Below are 19,423 nucleotides of genomic sequence, written 5' to 3' on the forward strand. Positions count from 1 at the left end.
ACCGCCCCGTCCCGCCACTGCATGCAGGGCGAAACGGGGCGTTCTGTGTACTGGGCTATCGCGTAGGCTACGTGCTAGGCGCGGCCTCACGCGGCGGTTCAAGAGCGTAATGAAACTGCTCGGCAACGCCGGACAACAGCTGGAAGGACGCAATATCCACGCGGAAGACAACGCAGTCCGGCTGGCTGAGAAAGTGCTCCAGCCCCGGATTGACGCGTTCCAATTCCGCGGCGGCCTTGGCGCGCTCCTGCGGGTGGTCCACGGCGCTGGCCGTCCCGCGGACCGTGAGCGCCTGAATGCGCGAGCGGTCGTCAGAGGACTTGAGGCGGGTATCCACAAGCAGGCTCACGGCAGGGCTCTGCTGGATATTGCGCCACTTGGCACTGTCCTTGGACGTAACAAGGTACATGGCGCGGGGCGGAATGGGCACAACATAGGTCATCAGCGAGGTGTGCGGGCCATCAGGCCCAGCTGTGGCGAGGACGCACAGGGAATGGCCGGTGAGCACGGCAACGCAGTGTTCAAGCATAGCGGGGAACCTCCGGTGGATGCAGGGCAGCGGAGCCGTCTGGACCATGGCACATGCCGCCACGCTACAGGGCATGCGGGGCCTTGGCCGCCAATCACGGCGCGGCGTGGGTAAGGGAAGGATAAAGCGCTTTGCGCGCCCCACAGCACCCCGCCACACGCGCCCGGCACGGCCACGGCGGTCCAGACACGAGGAGCCTACCACACTCCGGCGCAGGAGCGAAACGCCCCGAACAAAAAGCCTGCCCATACAAACAACGCGGCCCCTCCTGCGCGTACGCGGGAGGGGCCATGTCGTGTCGACAAGACGACCACAGGGAGGCCGTTACGAGACCTTGGGGTCAGCCTTGGGCGCCGCCTTTTTCTTGGGCTTGGGCGGCGTTCCCTGCATATTCACCATCGCCTTTTGGGCGGCAGGCTTTTTATGGTCGTTGGTCATTGACAGGCTGGACACGGGACAGCTCTGCACGCAGATGCCGCAGCCAATGCAGGCATACGGGTCCAGGTCCCACGTTCCGGCCTTGCGGTCCACGGTGATGCACTGGGACGGGCACTTCTTGGAGCACAGGGTGCAGAAGGTACACGTCTCCATATTATTCACCAGTTCGCCGCGGTATTTCTTAAACGGCTCGCGAACCTCAAAGGGATACAAGCGCGTGGCCTTTTTGGTGAAGAGGTTCCTCAGCACTGTCGGCGTCATATTCATCATAGCGGTGTCCTCCGTTATCGTTCCGTACACGAGATGCACGGGTCGATGGACAGAACCACGACGGGTACATCCGCCAGTTCAATGCCGCCCACCATGGCGAGCAGGGGCGGAATGTTCGCGAATGTGGGGGTGCGGATGCGCACGCGGTCAAGGTACTTCTTGCCGCTGGCCTTAATGTAATAGAGCAGCTCGCCGCGGGGCTGTTCCGTGCGGTGCACGATTTCGCCCTCGGGGTGGCCCTTGAATTTCGTGGCCAGATCGCCCTCGGGCAGACGCGAGATGGCCTGACGCACAAGGTCGATGGACTGCAGCGTTTCGTCAAAGCGAACCGCGCTGCGCGCCCAGGAGTCACATTCCGTGTAGACCACAGGCTCAAAGTCGATGCGGTCAAAGCACTCGTACTTGAGCTGGCGGCAGTCCTGCGCAATGCCGGAGCCGCGCAGGGTCGGGCCGCATGCGCCGGTTTCGATGGCCATTTCCGGCGTCAGGACGCCCTTGCCAACGGTGCGGGACTTCACGGTGTAGTCGTTCAAAATGGTGTTGGTCAGCTCGCGGATGGCCTTTTCGGCCTCGTCCAACTCGCTGAGAATCCAGCGGCACTGCTCAGGCGAAAGGTCCTGACGCACGCCGCCAACCACGTTCACGGACACGATAACGCGGTTGCCCGCGGTGGCTTCGTTGATGTCCATGATCTTTTCACGGATTTTCCAGAACTGCTGGAACAGCGCCTCAAAGCCGAAGGCATCCGCAAACAGGCCCAGCCACAGCAGGTGGCTGTGCATGCGGTGCAGCTCGGACCAAATAACGCGCAGATGCTGTGCGCGGTCCGGCACTTGCAGCCCAAGGAGCTTTTCGAGGCATTCGCAGTAGGTCATGGCATGGATGCAGGAGCAGATGCCGCACACACGTTCCACCACCTGAATCATCTGGTGGTAGTCGCGGATCTCGGTCAGCTTCTCCAGACCTCTATGCACAAAACCCAGTGCGGGTACAGCTTCCGTCACAATTTCGTCTTCGACCACCAGCTTCAGGTGGATCGGCTCCGGCAGGACCGGGTGCTGGGGACCGAAGGGGATTACCGTCTTGGCCATGTCGAATCCTTACTGTTTGGTGATCTTGACGTTATTGGTCAGGGGAACCTGCGTGGTGGATATTTCTTCATCCAGCAGCAGCGAGCGGTTGAAGTCCAGCACCAGCCCGTCGAAGTCGAGGGCGAACTGGTCGCGCATCTCGTTTTCGGAAAGCATGGCGCAGAAGTAGATGCCGCTGATGCTGGGCACGGGTTTGGCCTTTTCGGCCATCATGCGCAGGTTGACGAGCTCCAGGTCCTTGTCCATGTGGTAGAGGATGTCCACAGTGTCGTCGTCCACCTCGGTGCAGGACATGGCGACCAGCCGGTAGCCGTCGTTCTTGAGCATCAGTATCTCATTGGCGACGGTCTCTTTCGTGACCTCTTTCAGATTCTCAATCACAGCTTTCTCCTGAGACTATGCCTTCTGGGCTTCGACCTTTTCGGCGAACTTCTGCAACCCCAGCACAACGCCATCAATGATGGCTTCCGGTTTGGCCGGACAGCCGGGTACGTAGACATCAACGGGGATGACCTTATCAATGCCCCCCAGCACGTTGTAGCACTCGCGGAACACGCCGCCGGTGGTGCCACATGCGCCAATGGCGATAACCGCCTTGGGGTCGGGCATCTGGTCATAGATGTTCTTGAGAACCTTCTTGTTGCGGTGGTTGACCGTGCCCGTCACAAGCAAAATGTCAGCATGCTTGGGGTTGCCCACGTTGACGACGCCAAAGCGTTCCACGTCGTACAAGGGGGTCAGGCAGGCCAGCGTTTCAATATCACAACCGTTACAGCTCCCGCAGTCGAAGTGCATGATCCACGGGGACTTGATGCGCGACTTCTCGATGAATGACTTGATCATGACTTAACTCGCGGCGTGCAGCCAGATGAGGTTCACGAAGGACATGGCCAGGCCAACGCTCCAGACGTACTTGAGCATCCAGCGCCAGGTCATGCGGGCCATAGTGTTGTCGATGACGATTTCCGCAAAGTACACCGCCACCAAAAGCAGACCCATGCCGTACCAGCTGGTGGTCCAGAACAGGGCGCAGATGCCAAGGACGAAGATGGTTTCGTACCAATGGGCCAGCTCGATCAGGCCAAGGAACGGGCCGGAGTACTCAGTGAGCACGCCCTTCACCAGTTCCTGATGGCCGTGGTGCGAGGTGGAGAAGTCAAAGGGCGACTTTCTCAGCTTGATGGTCAGCGCGTAGCCCAGCACGATGAACATGAGCGGCAGCTTGAGCAGCAGAGGCTGCTGCGTCGCCATGATGTCGCTGATGTTAAAGCTGCCCGTCACCATAAAGATGCTGACGAACACAAGGATGAGCAGCGGCTCGTAGGTGAGCACCTGAATCAGTTCACGCTGGGCGCCAATCTGCGAGTAGGGCGAGGGCACACTCATAGCGCCCATGACCAGGAACACCGCGCCAATGGCCTGCACGAAGAAAATCAGCAGCAGGTCGGACTGGACGAAGAAGAGCACCACGGACAGGGCGGCGGCCACAAGGTACACCCACGCGCAGAACACCTGCCACACGTTGGCGACCATCTTCTCCTTCCCAAACAGTTTGGCCACATCGTAGAAGGCCTGCATGATGGGCGGTCCCTGCCGGGACTGAAACCATGCCGTGACCTTGCGGTCCAGACCGGCGATGAGGCCGCCGATAAGCGGCGCAACAACAAGACCAATCAGTGCGAGTATGATTTTCGTGATCATTACAGCGCCCCTCCCATCATCAGCACGATCAGGGCGATGGCGGCAATGTTGACCGGTGTGGTCAGCACATTCTCGCCGAAGACCGCATTCATGTAATAGTTCCCAGCCTCAAGCTTCACCGGCGCATTCATGGGGCCGTTGAAGGTGGCGTCCTTGATGTCGCCAATCTGCAGGCCGCCCATGTAGGCCGCCGTCGGCTCGATGGTGCGGGCCTTCTTGGCCGCGCGCAGGGCGTACAGGAAGCCCGCGCCAAGGATGAAGAACAGGGGGTACACCGCAAACGCGCCCATAGGCCCGGTGAGGATGCCTCCGGCGCTCTCAAGGGGCGGCGCGGAGAACAGGGGCTGCACAAGGCTGGAGTAGATAACCGGAGCAGCGAGGGACAGCACCACGGCCGCGCCCGCCAGCAGGGTCAGCGGCATGCGGATGAAGGTTTCCTGACGCTCCGTCGCGGGCTTGTCGGCGCCGGCGGTGGACAGCATCATGCCGGCCCAGCGCGCCCAGTAGATAACGGTGAGGGCAGAGCCAAGGGCCATCATCACCACCACGAACAGGTTGCCCGCCGCAGACTCAATGGCCAGCCACTTCGCCAGCAGCACGCCAAAGGGCGGCAGAATCATGGTCAGGATGCCGATGACGGCAAGGATGGTGGTGCGGGGCATGCGGTTGTACAGGCCGCGCATGTCTTCGATATCGCGGGAGCCGATTTCCTGCTCGATAGTGCCAACGCACAGGAACATCAGCGACTTGGACACCGCATGGAAGATGATGAGCAAGATGGCCGCCGTCAGCGCCGCGGGGGTGTTGATGCCCGCACAGGCGATGATGAGGCCAAGGTTGGACACCGTGGAGTAGGCGAGAATCTTCTTGCCGTTGGACTGGCTGATGGCCAGCGCGGCGCAGGCCACAAAGGTGAAGGCGCCACACAGGGCCACACCGTCGGAGACGAAGCTGCCCGCAAACGCCGGAGCGATGCGCAGAACCACGTACACACCGGCCTTGACCATGGTGCTGGAGTGCAACAGGGCGGAAACCGGAGTGGGGGCAACCATGGCGCCGAGCAGCCAGCTCTGGAAGGGCACCTGCGCGGCCTTGGTGAACCCGGCCAGACAGATGAAGGCCAGCGGAATCATCAGCGCGCTCACCGCAGGTCCGGCAGCGATAATCTGCTGCAGGTCCAGCGTTCCGGTGACGTTGTAGGCCCAGATCATACCGATGACGAAGGCGACGCCGCCAAGGCTGTTCATCCACAGGGCGCGCACGCTGTTGCGGATGGCAATCTCGCTGCCGTCATGCCCGATGAGCATGAAGGAACAGAAGGTGGTGACCTCGAAGAAGAAGTACAGCCACATGATGTTGTTGGCGAGGACCAAGCCGTTCATGGCGCCAAGGAAAAGAATCATGAACATGAAGAAGCGGGGCTGTCTGGACGTCTCCAGATGCAGATGCTCCTCGTGCTTGTTCATGTAGGGGATGGCGTAGATGCAGATGAGCGAGCCGATGATGGAGATAACCAGCACCATCACCAGCGAAAGCTGGTCGGCATAAAACGCCGGAACCTGCGCATGGTCCACCACAAACAGCTCAAAAATGGCCAGCAGCACAATCTGCGTGACGGTAAACACCTTGATGAGCAGGCTGTTGTGTTTGAATGCGTAGTACAAAATAAGGAACAACAGGGCGAAATCCGCCACCGCGACCAGCGTTCCCCAGCCCGCTGGCGGGCTATAGGTGAACGTCCCCGCCGTAAGCAGGGCGATGGAGGCGACGGCCAGAATGCCGCCCATACCCGTAACGACCAGTGACCGGACAAAACTTGCACGCAGGAACATGCACGCAATGCCCGCCACGAATGGAAGAAGAACAAGAAGCACTAACAGATTGGACATGACGACCTCTTTTAAAATGTTCCGCCAATCGTATCCCACAGCCAACCCGGCCTCCCACTGACCGGGACAAGTCCTTGAAATCTCAACTTTTAAAGATTTCTGGCTCCCTTGTTTATGACATGAACAGTTACAGGTCAACAAAAGATTAGAAATACAGCGGTGCGTCAACGTTGTTTGTATGCTTTTACACGCATTCAAGATGTTGCAATTGTCAAGAGGAGGAATCTTGCTCAATTTCATGCACAGTTTTCCACGCGAAAAGAACGCCGCAGCGGCAACAGGAAATCGGCGTACCTTTCTCTTGGTCGCGCAACCAGCCAAACATGAGAAAATGCAGGACACACAAGGCGAAACACCGCATTCCAAGCAGTTGACTGAATATTCAACCAACACCAGCCGCGAAAGCCAATTTTCAGAGAGGCGGCGCCAGTAGTGTCATCTAGCTGACACTTTCTTTTTGAAAAAGCGTGCTGGGTTTGTTGTGGCCGATATACAGAGACAAAGGGATGCAAGAACTCTTTTCGCATTGTGACGGCGTTCACAATCTCCGTCGATACGGAAAGGGCAACGCTTTTTACGAGCACAGTGCATTCAGAGTAACGTCATCGGAAACAGAACGCGGATTTCTGCGTGCAGGGCCATTTTTTTTAAAAATTCCCGTCATCAGACGCAAAATACGGCGCTGGAACCGTTGCGCACAAGTATAACTGCTCACGCAAATACAGTGCTGCGCAGCGGCAAAGCATCGCAGGCAACACCACACAACAGACATTGCGCAGAGATGTATATTTTACAGCACAGAACCATGCCAAGAAATGCAGTGACGGAAGGGCGCAGCGCGCCAACACAGCCACACGGCACGGCGTCCAAAATGTCGCAAAGAGGGGGAAGGGGGCCGGGAAACAGACCCCCTGAACAGCAACACTCCCCCCCTGAGCAAGGGGACACCACTGACCGGGACCAGAGGAAACAGCGCATGGCGGGGGGGGAGCGCCGAGTCCCGCGCCGGGGACCTCTGTCCACAGTCCGGCGTCATAACGGCGCGAGGGTGAGGGATGAAGGACACAAGACTGGCGCAGCACCGCCTCCAGCGGCCCGCACAGACAACAGCCAAAGCACAAAGAAGAGGGAAGAGTGGAAGGTACGCACACCGCGGAGCGCGGTCAGGGCGGACAGAATCGGCAAACAGGGAAAGGGACAGCGTCGCATATCACGCGACTGAGGACATCTGGCGCACCACACGGGGCCAGAAAAGGAACATCGAGACAAAGCGGCAGAAAAAGGAGGGGCGGAACACGCCCAAAGGCAGGGGAGCGGCACAGCGCTCCATACCGCCAGAACGCGGCAGAACGAGAGAACTCCCCGGCGCACAGCGTCCGACATCACAGCGGGACGGCAAGGCGGGCACAGGGCAAAGAAAAAGCCTCCGCGCTTTCACGCGGAGGCATATTCTCTAAGTGGTGCCACGGCACAGAATTGAACTGCGGACACGGGGATTTTCAGTCCCCTGCTCTACCAACTGAGCTACCGTGGCCCCCGTCGGAGATGAATACCTAGCCAAACTCGATTTGGTTGGCAAGCACTTTTTGAAAAAAATTTGGAATTCATGGCCCCAGGGGCGCGGTAACGCGGGGATATTCCCCGAAAGGACTTAGAAGCCCACCATCACAGCCACCCCAAACACCCGCATGGTGTTCTGCGGCTCCACCACAGTCCCATCGGCACTGCCCGTAATCTCCAGCGTGGCGGTGTCGGATTCTTCCACATCCCAATAGCGATAATACGGCTCCACGGAGACGCTCCATCCCTCGCCGAGGTATTCGGCAAAACACGCGGCACGCACGCCCCACGCGTCAAAAGCGTCCTGCTCGTTGGTGGGGTCATTGTAGCGCGCGTCGGCCTGACTGAGGTGGCTCTTCACGCGTCCGCCCCAAAAGAGGTCGTATTCCCCGCGCAAACCAAAGCGCCACTCGCCGCGCCGGGTGGCAAGCTCCGCGCCGACAGGCGTATACAGGTAGCGGATTTCGCGCTCGTAGCCGCCGTCGCCTTCGATTTCATCGAACCAATAGCGGTAGCCAAGGCCGACAAAGGGCGTCAGCGCCCAGTCACTGAGGGGAATGTCGTACCCGACAAGGGCGCGCAGGTGAAACATGGAGTCTTCGGTGTCGCGGGTGATAGGCGTGCCATCCTGATACTGGCCGTCATAGTCCAGCCCGCCGCCAACGTACTCCATTTCGCCGCGCCCCATCCATCCTGCCGAGCAATGGTAAGTGCCGCGCAGGCGGATGCCGTGCAGACTGCCCGTCTCCTTCATGACCCCCGGCTCTCGGTAGCGCACATTGGCGTACACATAGCCAAGCTCCACGGTATTGCGCAGGGCAGGGTGCAGCGCCGGGTCGGTGGACTCCTCCTGCGCCAGAGCGGGCGAGGCGTACACCAGACAGAGTAAGACCAGCCCCAAAACACCACCACAACGAAAGCGATTCATGGCCACCTCCTCGTGATCCGGACGTTTCCGTTCAGAATACCACAGGGAGGCACCACGCGCCCCGGAAAATGCGCGGGCAAGGGTCAATTCATCTACATCTGTGCGGAAAAGCGGGAATCATTGTGCGCAAGACGGGTGGTCCCCATCCGCACACGGGAGGCAATGACGCGGCGGCGCAGATACCGCATCTCGTGTCGTGTAAGATCACGTGAGGTCAGGGAGCGGTTGCCCCGCGGGTTCACCAAACGCCCGTTCTTCTTCAGCCGGAAATCAAGATGTGGCCCGGTCGCGTAGCCTGTGCTGCCCACATAGCCAATCACCTGCCCCTGCACCACACGGTCGCCAACGGCGATATCCTTGGCATAGGCAGTCAGGTGCAAATACAGCGACTCGTAGCCGTCCTCATGCTCGATAGCAAGATAGCGCCCGGACTTGCGGTCGCGCCGCATGCGGTCGATGCGGCCATCGCTGGTGGCATAGACCGGCGTTCCGCGCGGGGCGGAGTAGTCAATGGCGTAATGGGGCTGCCAGCGCTTTGTCACGGGATGCAAACGGCGCGAAGCAAAGCCCGACGCCAGTTCATAGGTTTCCAGAGGCGCACGCAGGTAGGGCTGTAAATTCTTGCCGGCGGCGTCGAAGTAGGACGCGCGGCCATCGGAATCATTTTTAAACCAAAACGCCTCATAGACGGTGTCCCCGCGAAAGAAGGCCGCCGCAAGGATACGGCCGTAGCCTATACACTCGCCGCGGCGGTACTTCTTCTCCACCAGCAGGGTGAAGGTGTCGCCTTTTCGGACCTCGCGCCACGCATTGAAGCGGAAGGCAAAAATATCAGCCAGACGCAGGGCCAGCCCACGGTCTCCGCCAGCGGCGCGCATGGCGGCGGTGAAGGCGCGGCGCTGGCGCACCTCGCCGTGCATGGTTTCCTCCACCACATCACTGGGCGTCTTCTGCACACTGGCGGAAAACCCCGCATCTTCGCGGGTCACCAGCAGGTATTCCCATTCGTCAGTCTCGTAGCGGAAGGAATGGAATCCCTCGGGACCGGACTGCACACGGTAGGTCTGGCCGGCTCGGAGTTTGGTCAGCGGAAAGACGCCCCGGCACTGTTTGGACAGGTCGTAGATTTCAGGCGGGGTGAGCACGTCGCCAAGCAAGGAGGATACACTGTCGCCGCTGCGTACTGTGCCATCGCGCACCGTCACAGCATCACCGGTGGCGGCGGGGCGCTGCGCCTCGCCGGCGTGAACGGAAAGCGGCATACCAGCCAGCAACAGGCCGCACAGTACACACGCCGCAACGACGTACCGGAGAAATCCTAACTCAGCTTGGGGGCTTTGGTGCATCATCCTCTCTGCTACTTGGAAGGGGGTGGCGCGCCAGTACGGCGCAGGACAGGTGCCTGTACTCGTCTTCACGGATTCTGTCACCCCTTGCCGGGGGCGGATATCCGCGAGGGAGCAGCATTCCTTGTGCTATTTCAGGGAGTTTTGGCGGTACAAAGAATTTCAGAGGGATGAGGCATGAAAAGGGTCCCGTTCCGCAGGGACAAAAAACAGGTGACGGCCGGGGTGTCGCCGGCCCCGGCCGTCACAATCGCAAGAAGGAGGCTTCTATCCAATAAACCAAGGAAGGTTTGATATCTCGTCGGTGCGGCGGCCGAGAGGGTCGTATGCATTTTCCGCCGCCGCACCGCTAGCACGGTAGAGAACAAAGAGAGCTTGGGAGGTGGCTATGGGAAGGCTTTTCCCGTCGCCTTCTGCCTTCTCTGTATCAACCTTCGTGCCAAACACGATTTTTCTGCAAAATCAGTATGTTAGCAATTTGCGTGAAATTTTCTCAAGTATTTGGGTGCACAAGACTGCACATATAATGTGCAAACATGTGCAACACCGTGCACAGACTGACTGCACAACCACCTCACATCACACATCCTTTTCACCACAAGGCCAGCCCCCGGCCCTGCGCGGCGCGCTGCCACCCCCATCAGCACATTCTCACCCACGCCCGGACCGGATGTGCGCTTTGTTCATAAACACGACAACATTCTCTTTTCCTTAGGGAAATTAGAAACATCATTTCTTGGAGGGCAGGGGCCGCGTCGCCTCACACCCATACATGCGAGCACCTTTTCCCAAACAGCCCCAGTGGGGCCTTGCCCCCATTGTTCCCGGCCGCGTTCCCGCCTCTTCATCTACTCTAGATGTGCCAAGGACGGCGAATGTGCAAAATGTTCCTAATTGAAATAAAATCCTGAAATAGTTTGTAAAATAAGAAACATTTTCCACCTTCCAACGGATGTTCCACTGCAGTCCAACAAGGGAGGGGTGGCCCTTCGCCGCGCCGCAGGCTTCCGGTTTCACCGCAACAGCGCAGTCCCCAACAAAGCGCGTCATTTCCCTCCAAACGCCGCCGCCCAGCGCCCGGCAACAGCCCACAAAAAAAGCCGCTCAGGCGAACCTGAGCGGCTTTGAATGGTCTTCTCTGAAGTCCCACGGGGATGAAGCTATTTCGACTCCAACAGCCCGATGCGCGTCTCAATGACTTTGGGGTTGGGGTACGTGGTGCGGATGGAGGAGAACAACTCCAGCGCCTTCTCCCGCTCGCCCTGCGAAACGGCAATCTCCGCCAGCAGGAACGTGGCGCGGGCGCGCAGCTCCTCTGGCGCAGCCTGCTGCGCACGGACCTTGTGCAGCCACTCCCGGGCCTGCTCGTTGTTCTGGAGCAGGGAATAGGCCTGCGCCAGTTCATACATGCAGGTGGCGCGGGGCGCGTCAGCAGGGGCATCCTGCACGCATTGCAGCATGGCGTCGCGCGAGAGGTCATACCGCCCCTGATACTGGTACACCTTGCCAAGGTTGAAGGAGATTTCCCACAGCCTGTCCGGGTTGCCCGCATTGGCGGCAAGGGCGTGCTGCCACGTTTCCGCCGCCTTATCCCACTGGCGCATGCGCATATACACATCCGCAAGCTGCCGCGTCAGCTGCGCGGAGCGCTCGGGGGCATCCGAGAACTCCAGCAGCATAGCCTCCAGCAGTGTGGCGGCCTTGCGCGGCGAGTCATTTATATCGAGACAGATGTCCAGCAGCCGGTTCCAGACCTTCCACCGCGCATCGCCCTGCGGCGAGGATTGCAGGTAGTTCTGGTACAGGTTCTCGGCCTGAACATAGTTGCCCTGAGCGTATTCCCGGTCGGCGCGGGACAGGGTGGTGTCCTCCGCCTGCGGAGAACACGCCCAGAGCAGACACGCCAGCACAAAGGCAATGGCGGTTTTAGTCTTCATTCTTCCGTGCTTCATCAATCTGCTTGTCGCGGACGATGTCGAAGCCAACCACGTGGCCGTCATCGGCCATGCTGACAAGGCGCACACCCTGCGTGGCGCGGCCAACCTTGCGGATTTCACCAGCGCCGATGCGGATAACCTTGTTTTCGGACGTCAGCATAATGATGTCGTCGTCCTTTTCGACCATGATGGCCCCGATGAGGGAACCGGTCTTGGGCGTGGTGCGCATGGTGATGATGCCCTTACCGCCGCGCGTCTGCAGGCGGTAGAGGTCAAGGCTGGAGCGCTTGCCGTAGCCCTTTTCGGACACGGTCAGGATGTCCTTGTGCTCATCAGGCGTCACCACAACACCGGCCACAACGCGGTCGCCGCTGCGCAGGGCGATGCCCTTCACACCAGCGGTGCCACGGCCCATGGCGCGGGCGTCGGCAACGCTAAAGCGGATGGCGTAGCCATGCTGCGTCACCAGCACAATCTCGTCCTCGCGGCCCACGTCCACAACCTGCAACAGGTCGTCGCTTTCGCGGACGTTGACGGCAATAATGCCGGTGGAGCGGCAGTTGGTGTACATCTCCTGATGCGTGCGCTTCACCATGCCCTTGCGGGTCACAAACAGGAAGCTCCTGTCCGCGGCAAAGTCGCGCACGGTCAGCGATGCCACCACGTACTCGTCCTTGTCCAGCGGCAGCAGGTTGGCAATGTGCATGCCCTTGGCCGTACGGCTGCCTTCGGGAATCTGGTGCACCTTGAGGCGGTGCATCTTGCCCCGGTTGGTGAACAGCAGGATGTACTGGTGGTTCGTGGTGACGAGGAAGTTCAGGATGAAGTCCCCGTCCGAAGTGTGCACGCCAAAGATGCCCTTGCCGCCGCGCTTCTGGGCGGAATAGTTTTCCATGGCGGTACGCTTGATATAGCCGCGCTCGGACAGCGTGATGACCACGTCGGCGTCGGGGATCAGGTCCTCGATGTCGATGCCGGACAGGTCGTGGTCGTCGATGACGGTGCGGCGCGGGGTGGAGTAGGTCTTCTTGAGGGCGTCCAGCTCGTCGCGGATAACGCCAAGAAGAACGTCTTCATTCTCCAGAATGCTCTTGAAGAATTCGATCTTCTTGAGCAGCTCCCGGTATTCCTCCAGCAGCTTTTCGTGCTCCATATTGGTCAGACGCTGCAGGCGCATGTCCAAGATGGCCTGGCTCTGCACGTCGGACAATTCGAACTGCTCCATGAGCGCCTGTTTGGCGTCCTGAGCGGTTTTGGAACTGCGGATGGTCTTGACCACGGCGTCGATATTATCGAGCGCAATGCGCAGGCCTTCCAGAATATGGGCGCGGGCTTCGGCCTTCTTGAGGTCAAAGCGGGTGCGGCGGATGATAACCTCGCGGCGGTGCTCAAGGAAGTGGGCCAGAATGTCCTTGAGGGTGAGCAGCTGCGGGCGGTTATCCACAACGGCCATCATATTGAAGCCAAAGGAGGATTCCAGCGCCGTGTACTTGTACAGGGCGTTGATGACGATGTCCGGGATGGTGCCGCGCTTGAGGTCAATAACAATGCGGATGCCGCGGCGGTCGGATTCGTCACGCAGGTCGCTGATGCCCTCAATGCGGCGCTCATGCACCAGCAGGGCAATCTTTTCCACGAGGGTGGACTTGTTCACTGCGTAGGGAATCTCGGTAATGACGATGGACTCAAGGCCCTTGCCACGGTCTTCAACGGCGAGGGTGCCGCGCATCTTCACCGAGCCACGGCCCGTGGTGTAGGCCTCGGTCAGGCCTTCGCCAACGTAGGCCACGCCGCCGGTGGGGAAGTCCGGGCCCTTGATGAACTGCATCAGGTCGCGGGACGAGCAGGACGAGTGGTCCAGCAGGTACAGCAGCGCGTCGATGAGCTCACCAAGGTTGTGGGGCGGAATATTGGTCGCCATACCAACGGCGATACCCGCGGAACCATTGAGGAGCAGATTCGGCACCTTGGTGGGCAGAACCTCGGGTTCCTGCAGGGAGTTATCGTAGTTGGGGCGGAAGTCGACGGTGTTCTTCTCGATATCCGAGAGGAACTCACCGGCAAGGCGGGACATACGGGCTTCGGTGTAACGCATGGCCGCGGCGGAGTCGCCGTCGATGGAGCCGAAGTTACCCTGTCCATCCACCAGCGGATCGCGCATGGAAAAGTCCTGCGCCATACGCACCAAGGCGTCGTACACGGCGGAGTCGCCATGGGGGTGGTATTTACCGATGACGTCACCAACAACACGGGCGGATTTCTTGTACGCCCTGTTGTAGGTGTTGCCGAGCTCATGCTGGGCATACATGATGCGCCTGTGCACGGGCTTCAGGCCGTCGCGCACGTCCGGGATGGCTCGGCCGATAATGACCGACAGCGAATACTCAAGGTATGATCGCTGTATTTCCTGTTCAATACTGATTGTCGGGTTTTCCACGCTTCTCCCTCGCAAGCTTGCCGGAGCCATGCTCCGGGCGGGGATTAATCCGGGGAGCCGCCCACCCGCCAAAGCGGGGCGGGCGGTCCTGCCGAAAAACTGTCATCCCTGCGGCGGCGCAAACCGCGCCGGGCAGGTGTGTCATGGCCATGCCGCGCAAATGCGCAGGGCGTGGCCTTAGATGTCCAAGTCGCCTACAGCCAGTGCGTTGCGTTCAATGAACTGGCGGCGCGGCTCCACCTGATCGCCCATCAGGTCCGAGAACAGCTCGTCCGCCTCGGCGGCGTCGTCCACGGTGACCTGCAGCATGGTACGCTGCTCGGGGTTCATGGTGGTTTCCCACAGCTGTTCGGGGTTCATTTCACCCAGGCCCTTATAGCGCTGGATGTTGATGCCCTTGTGCGCCTCGGCAAACACGGCGTCCAGCAGGTTGAAGATGCCGGAGATGGTGTCCGTGGAGTCCTTCTTGACCAGCTGGAAGTCATGGGAACCGCACTGGTCCATGACGGCGGCGAAGCGGTCATAGCTCTGCTTGAAGATTTTGGAGTTGAAGAACTCCACGCCAATGCGCGTGCGGTGGCCCTTGCCGTTGTCAAAGATGACATAGCGGCGGCTTTCCAGCCCATCGTCGGAGAGTTCCAACTCGGCAGAGTAGCCACGCTCGCCGATGTAGGCCTTCAGCGTCTCAAACTCGCCGTTGTCGAGGGAGGCGGGGGTCAGCTTCACGTCAAAGGCGAGCAGCTTGTGGAACAGGTCCTCGCCAATGCCGAGCTGTTCGGCCTCAAGGGTCTTGTCGCGCAGGAAGTTGATCTTGTTCATCAAGCGCACCAACGTCGCGGTGCGGAACACGCGCGGCTCGTCGCAGCCCATGGAGTGCACTTCGATATCGCCGGCGATGCGCTCCAGCAGGTAGCCGGCGTATTCGCCCTCATCCTTGATGTACTTCTCAAACTTGCCCTTGTGCACGCGGAAGAGCGGAGGCTGAGCGATGTAGAGATAGCCATGCTCGATAAGCTGCGGATAGTGGCGGAAGAAGAAGGTGAGCAGCAGCGTCCGGATGTGCGCGCCGTCCACGTCGGCGTCAGTCATGATGACGATTTTGTGGTAGCGCAGCTTGTCCAGCTCAATCTCGTCCTCACCCTGACCGATACCAGCGCCCATGGCGGTGATAAGGGCCTTGATTTCCTTGTTGCCAAGCATCTTGTCAAAGCGGGTGCGCTCCACGTTCAGAATCTTGCCGCGCAAGGGCAAAATGGCCTGAATGCGGGGGTCGCGTCCCTGCTTGGCAGAGCCGCCGGCGGAGTCGCCCTCAACGATGAACAGCTCGGACTCCTCGGGCTTCTTGGTCTGGCAGTCCGCCAGTTTGCCGGGGAGGGAGTTGTCCGACAGCGCGCCCTTGCGTCGTACAAGGTCTTTGGCCTTTCGCGCGGCTTCGCGGGCGCGGTGGGCGTCCACCACCTTTTCGATGATGGCGCGGGCGTCCTTGGGGTTCTCCACAAAGAAGGTGTTCAGCTTGTCGTACACCATGCCGGACACAAGGCCGGAGACCTCGGAGTTGCCAAGTTTGGTCTTGGTCTGGCCTTCAAACTGCGGCGCGGGCAGCTTCACACTGACCACGGCGGTCAGGCCCTCGCGCACGTCGTCGCCGGAGAGCTTGGCCTTGAGCTTTTTGGGCAGGTCCGAGTTCTGAATATAGGCGTTGATGGCACGCGTCAGAGCGGACTTGAAGCCCATCAGGTGCGTGCCGCCTTCCTTGGTGCGGATGTTATTGGCAAAGGTCAGCATCACTTCCTTGTAGGAGGTGTTGTACTGCATGCCAAAGTCGATGGAGATGCTCTCCACTTCCGCAGAAGCGGAAATCGTCTGGTGGATGCCCGTGGAGCCGGAGTTGAGGTCGGCCACGAACTGTCCAATGCCGCCGTCGAACTTGAACACGTCGCTGCGCTGGGTGCGCTCGTCGCGGAAGTCGATGGTCAGGCCGGGATTGAGGTACGCCAGCTCCTCAAAGCGCTTACGCAGCACGTCGTACTGGAACTGGTTCGTCTCGAAAATCTCTTCGTCCGGGCGGAAGCGGATCATGGTGCCGGAGTCCACAGCGTCGTCAATGTTCTTCAGCTGGGTTGCCGGAACACCGCGCTCGTACTTCTGGAACCACTTTTTGCCGTCGCGGCGGACGGTGACTTCCAAATACTCGGCCAGGGCGTTCACGCAGGAGACGCCAACGCCGTGCAGGCCGCCGGAAACCTTGTAGGAGTCGTTATCAAACTTGCCCCCGGCGTGGAGTACGGTCATGACGACTTCAACGGCGGGGCGGTTTTCCTTGGGATGCATATCCACGGGAATACCACGGCCGTTGTCCATGACGGTGACGCTGTTGTCGATGTGCAGGTTGACGATGATGGTATCGCAATAGCCCGCCATGGCTTCGTCAATGGAGTTGTCCACCACCTCGTACACCAAGTGGTGCAAGCCGCGCGCATCGGTGGAACCGATGTACATGGCTGGGCGTTTTCGAACTGCGGACAAGCCCTCCAAAATGGTGATGCTTTCCGCATTATATTGCTTGGGCTGGGTCATTATTCGGTGCCTTCCTCGCTGTAATACGTTTCTTCCACGATCTTCATGGGCATGATGATGACCTGATATTCGGGATCGTCCTCGCCGCAGACGCCGCAAGGCCCTTCCGCGCCGGTCAGCTTGAAGTTCACCTTATCCGAGGAGAAATGATTGAGGATTTCGATAAGGTTGCGCGTGGGGAACGCAATTTTTTTCAGGTCGCCCGTGAAGTCGACGTCGAGGGATTCGGACGCGGTTCCGACGTCCTGTCCCTGACTGTAGATCACAAGTTCGCCGCCGAGCTGGAAATACGCGCAGCGGTTGTTCTCGGTATTGAAAATGATGATGCGCTCAAGGGCATCAATGAGTTCCAGACGGTCCGCCGTCATCTCGGACACGCCGTCCTCGGCAATCTTATCGAGGAAGGTGTGGTAGTCCGGATACTGGTAGAAGGACAGCGGCAGACTGAAGGTCTCCTTCTTGTCCGCGGTGCGGAAGAAAAGACGCTTGTTGTCGATGTTCAGCTCAATCTCGTCGCCGGAGAGCCACTTTTTCAGTTCCACCAAGTACTTTTTCTGAATGAGCACGCCGCCGTCGGGGAGCATGTCGCGCAGGTCGTCGTGCAAAAAGCGCAGCATGGCGAACTGATGGCCGTTCAGCCCGCAGGACTCAATGTGCTGCGTGGTCTTGTCGGGCATCAGGCTCAGGCAGGCGATGGCTTCCATGGTGTCTTCATCGCTGATGCAGTAGGCGGTCTTGTCGATGAGCTCCTGCAGAAAATCCCCGGCCCAGAACACAGAGTTCTCCTCGGGGAATTCCGAAAAGTTCTGGAACCAGCTTTTTTCGTTGGTGGGCAGCTTGTATTTACGGCTTCCCTGCTGGATGGAAAGGTGCTGGCCCTCGTCGTCCGCCTTGAGGGTGATCTGTCCCGGAGGCAGCTTGCGGATGAGGTCGTAAAAGGACCGTCCCTGCACGCCGACAAGGCCTTCCTCAATGATTTCTGCCGTATAGGTGCCGCAAAATTCCAAATTGGAGTCCGTGGACATAATGCGCAGGGCGCCGCCGTCCACCTTCAGCCAAATGGTTCTCAAAAATGCCGCGCCGGTCTTGGCGGGAATGATGCTTGCCGACTTCTGCAGGCCTTCGATGATGTCATCCCGGAACACCTTCAGAAACATCGTCTTCTCCTTGCGTGAAAACTGAAACAAATATCGCGGCCGCAAACTGTGCGGCAGCCACTCGTAATCTTCCGTCCGGCCCGCTGTCGGGCTGGTATATTGTGCATGACCACGACCGTTAGTCGTCCGCGAGACAGCGCTTTCGCAGTGTCTCGACCTGGTCCTTGAAGTGCACGTCTTCGGCCATGAGGGTGCGCACCTTCTTCACGGCGTACAGCGCCGTGGAATGGTCGCGCCCTCCAAACTGCCGCCCAAGGGCGGGGTAGGAGGTCTGCAGGATGTCGCGGCTCAGGTACATGGCCACCTGCCGCGCCCGCACGATGTTGTGGTGCCGCCTTGCGCCCTTCAGGTCGCTCAGGCTCAAGCCATAAAAGGCCGCCACCACGTCAAGAATGGTTTGCGGGTCCACGTCCCCGCGCGCGCCATCGTCCGACTGGGCGATGATGCGGTCAAAATCACTGTCCGAAAACTCCGTACTGACGAATTCCTTGTACGCGTAGAGCTTTAAAAGCACGCCCTGCAAAAACCGCAGATCCGTAAAGCGCTGCGCCACGGTGAGCTGCCGCTCGCGCGACAGGCCCAGCTGTTTCTGACGACAAAAGCGCTCCACACAGGCAATGCGCACTTCAAGGTCCGGCTCCGCCAGCGCGACGATAAGCCCCCACTCCAGCCGCGACTTGAGCTTGGGGTCAAGGAAGTCGTAGGAGGGCAGGTTGCCAAGGCACCCAAACACCATCTGCTTGCGGGCGTCGTAGAAGCTGTCGAACAGGGTCAGGATCTCGCTCTGGAAGTCCCTGTGCCCCTTAAGGAGGTGCAGGTCGTCCACCAGCAGGAAGGTATAGCCGCACACCTGCGCCCGGGCCTTCATGGCGTCGCCGCCGCATTCGCCTTCGTAGAGGTGGAGCAGATCCTCGACGGAGCCGAAGAAGACGTTCTCGCGCCCATGATTGCGGGCCAGCTCGTTGGCCATGGCCTTGAGCAGGTGCGTCTTGCCCGAGCCGCTGGGGCCGCAGACGATGAACGGATTAAACGTTGGGTCCGTCTGTTTGGCCACCTCCCGCGCGGAGATGATGGGGAAGGCGTTTTTGTTGTTCTGCACAAAGCTGGAAAACGCGAACTCGCGCCCGAAGGGGTAATCCAGCGTGCGCACGTCGTCCTCGCCGGCGGCAGGGGTCTGCGCCGCCTTGGCCGAACTGCCGTTGGTCCCGTAGCGCAGACGCACGGGCGCGGCAAAGAACGCATGCAGTTCCTGCTCAAAACGCTCCTGATGACTCCCTGCGAACCACTGCGAAAAAAAGGCGTGGGGAAAGACCACGGACAGCTCTGTCTGCTCGCTGTTCATCGTGAGTCGCAAGGGGTCGTACCAGCGCCGGAGCTCATCCGCGGAGTGGTTTTTCAGCAGATGATCGCGCAAAATGTTCTTCAATTCGGAATCCATTGGTGTCCGGTCTTTGCGAGGGAAAAAAGTCCACAACAAAGTGTGTTAAAAAAGAGAGAAAAATCGGTGTGTTGCGGACGTGTTCGCTGCTTCGAAAAAGTATGGGCCGTTATACCGCAAAACAC

The 19,423-nt window shown here is 59.6% G+C and carries 15 protein-coding genes and 1 tRNA gene; 1 reads left to right on the forward strand and 15 read right to left on the reverse strand.

What is annotated here, in order from left to right; translation table 11 throughout:
* Positions 1-67: 67 nt before the first annotated feature.
* From ACY69P_RS00205 to ACY69P_RS00235, 7 genes are all read right to left on the reverse strand, one after another.
* A complete protein-coding gene (locus ACY69P_RS00205) occupies positions 68-529 on the reverse strand; it encodes a pyridoxamine 5'-phosphate oxidase family protein (RefSeq protein ID WP_462326176.1) in 462 nt (153 codons plus the stop codon).
* 324 nt (positions 530-853) lie between these two features.
* Entirely contained in the window at positions 854-1,237 is a 384-nt protein-coding gene (locus ACY69P_RS00210) for a 4Fe-4S dicluster domain-containing protein (RefSeq protein ID WP_404844044.1), read from the reverse strand.
* A gap of 14 nt (positions 1,238-1,251) precedes the next feature.
* Positions 1,252-2,328, reverse strand: coding sequence for a hydrogenase large subunit (locus ACY69P_RS00215; protein ID WP_459900172.1), 1,077 nt, complete (start codon positions 2,326-2,328; stop codon positions 1,252-1,254).
* A 9-nt stretch (positions 2,329-2,337) separates the two neighbouring features.
* Entirely contained in the window at positions 2,338-2,709 is a 372-nt protein-coding gene (locus ACY69P_RS00220) for an NADH-quinone oxidoreductase subunit C (protein WP_404844042.1), read from the reverse strand.
* 15 nt (positions 2,710-2,724) lie between these two features.
* Positions 2,725-3,171 carry an NADH-quinone oxidoreductase subunit B family protein gene (locus ACY69P_RS00225; protein WP_404844041.1) on the reverse strand — a complete coding sequence of 149 codons (447 nt, stop codon included), beginning with the start codon at positions 3,169-3,171 and terminating at the stop codon, positions 2,725-2,727.
* Between the two features lie 3 nt (positions 3,172-3,174).
* The gene (locus ACY69P_RS00230; RefSeq protein ID WP_404844040.1) at positions 3,175-4,029 is read right to left on the reverse strand and encodes a respiratory chain complex I subunit 1 family protein; all 855 of its coding nucleotides are present in this window, start codon (positions 4,027-4,029) and stop codon (positions 3,175-3,177) included.
* Positions 4,029-5,918, reverse strand: coding sequence for an NADH-quinone oxidoreductase subunit 5 family protein (locus tag ACY69P_RS00235; protein ID WP_459900174.1), 1,890 nt, complete (start codon positions 5,916-5,918; stop codon positions 4,029-4,031). The genes ACY69P_RS00230 and ACY69P_RS00235 overlap by 1 nt, the downstream gene beginning before the upstream one ends.
* A 226-nt stretch (positions 5,919-6,144) precedes the next feature.
* Between ACY69P_RS00235 and ACY69P_RS00240 the strand changes: the two genes are divergently transcribed.
* Entirely contained in the window at positions 6,145-6,351 is a 207-nt protein-coding gene (locus tag ACY69P_RS00240) for a hypothetical protein (RefSeq protein WP_462326177.1), read from the forward strand.
* Positions 6,352-7,376: 1,025 nt separating this feature from the next.
* Here the strand turns inward: ACY69P_RS00240 and ACY69P_RS00245 are convergent.
* From ACY69P_RS00245 to ACY69P_RS00280, 8 genes are all read right to left on the reverse strand, one after another.
* Positions 7,377-7,452, reverse strand: a tRNA-Phe gene (locus ACY69P_RS00245).
* Between the two features lie 117 nt (positions 7,453-7,569).
* A complete protein-coding gene (locus ACY69P_RS00250; protein WP_462326178.1) occupies positions 7,570-8,406 on the reverse strand; it encodes an outer membrane beta-barrel protein in 837 nt (278 codons plus the stop codon).
* A gap of 92 nt (positions 8,407-8,498) precedes the next feature.
* Positions 8,499-9,668: a peptidoglycan DD-metalloendopeptidase family protein gene (locus ACY69P_RS00255; protein WP_462326179.1), complete on the reverse strand. Its 1,170-nt coding sequence runs from the start codon at positions 9,666-9,668 to the stop codon at positions 8,499-8,501.
* 1,244 nt (positions 9,669-10,912) lie between these two features.
* A complete protein-coding gene (locus ACY69P_RS00260; protein WP_462326180.1) occupies positions 10,913-11,689 on the reverse strand; it encodes a tetratricopeptide repeat protein in 777 nt (258 codons plus the stop codon).
* Positions 11,679-14,156, reverse strand: coding sequence for a DNA gyrase subunit A (gene gyrA, locus ACY69P_RS00265; protein WP_462326181.1), 2,478 nt, complete (start codon positions 14,154-14,156; stop codon positions 11,679-11,681). The genes ACY69P_RS00260 and gyrA overlap by 11 nt, the downstream gene beginning before the upstream one ends.
* 147 nt (positions 14,157-14,303) lie before the next feature.
* A complete protein-coding gene (gene gyrB, locus ACY69P_RS00270; protein WP_462326182.1) occupies positions 14,304-16,703 on the reverse strand; it encodes a DNA topoisomerase (ATP-hydrolyzing) subunit B in 2,400 nt (799 codons plus the stop codon).
* A complete protein-coding gene (gene dnaN / locus ACY69P_RS00275; protein ID WP_404844032.1) occupies positions 16,703-17,860 on the reverse strand; it encodes a DNA polymerase III subunit beta in 1,158 nt (385 codons plus the stop codon). Before dnaN ends, gyrB begins: the two co-directional genes overlap by 1 nt.
* 118 nt (positions 17,861-17,978) lie before the next feature.
* Complete coding sequence (locus ACY69P_RS00280; protein ID WP_459900186.1) at positions 17,979-19,298, reverse strand: DnaA ATPase domain-containing protein; 1,320 nt, start codon at positions 19,296-19,298, stop codon at positions 17,979-17,981.
* Between the last annotated feature and the right edge of the window lie 125 nt (positions 19,299-19,423).

Source organism: Desulfobaculum sp. (genome assembly GCF_054921475.1).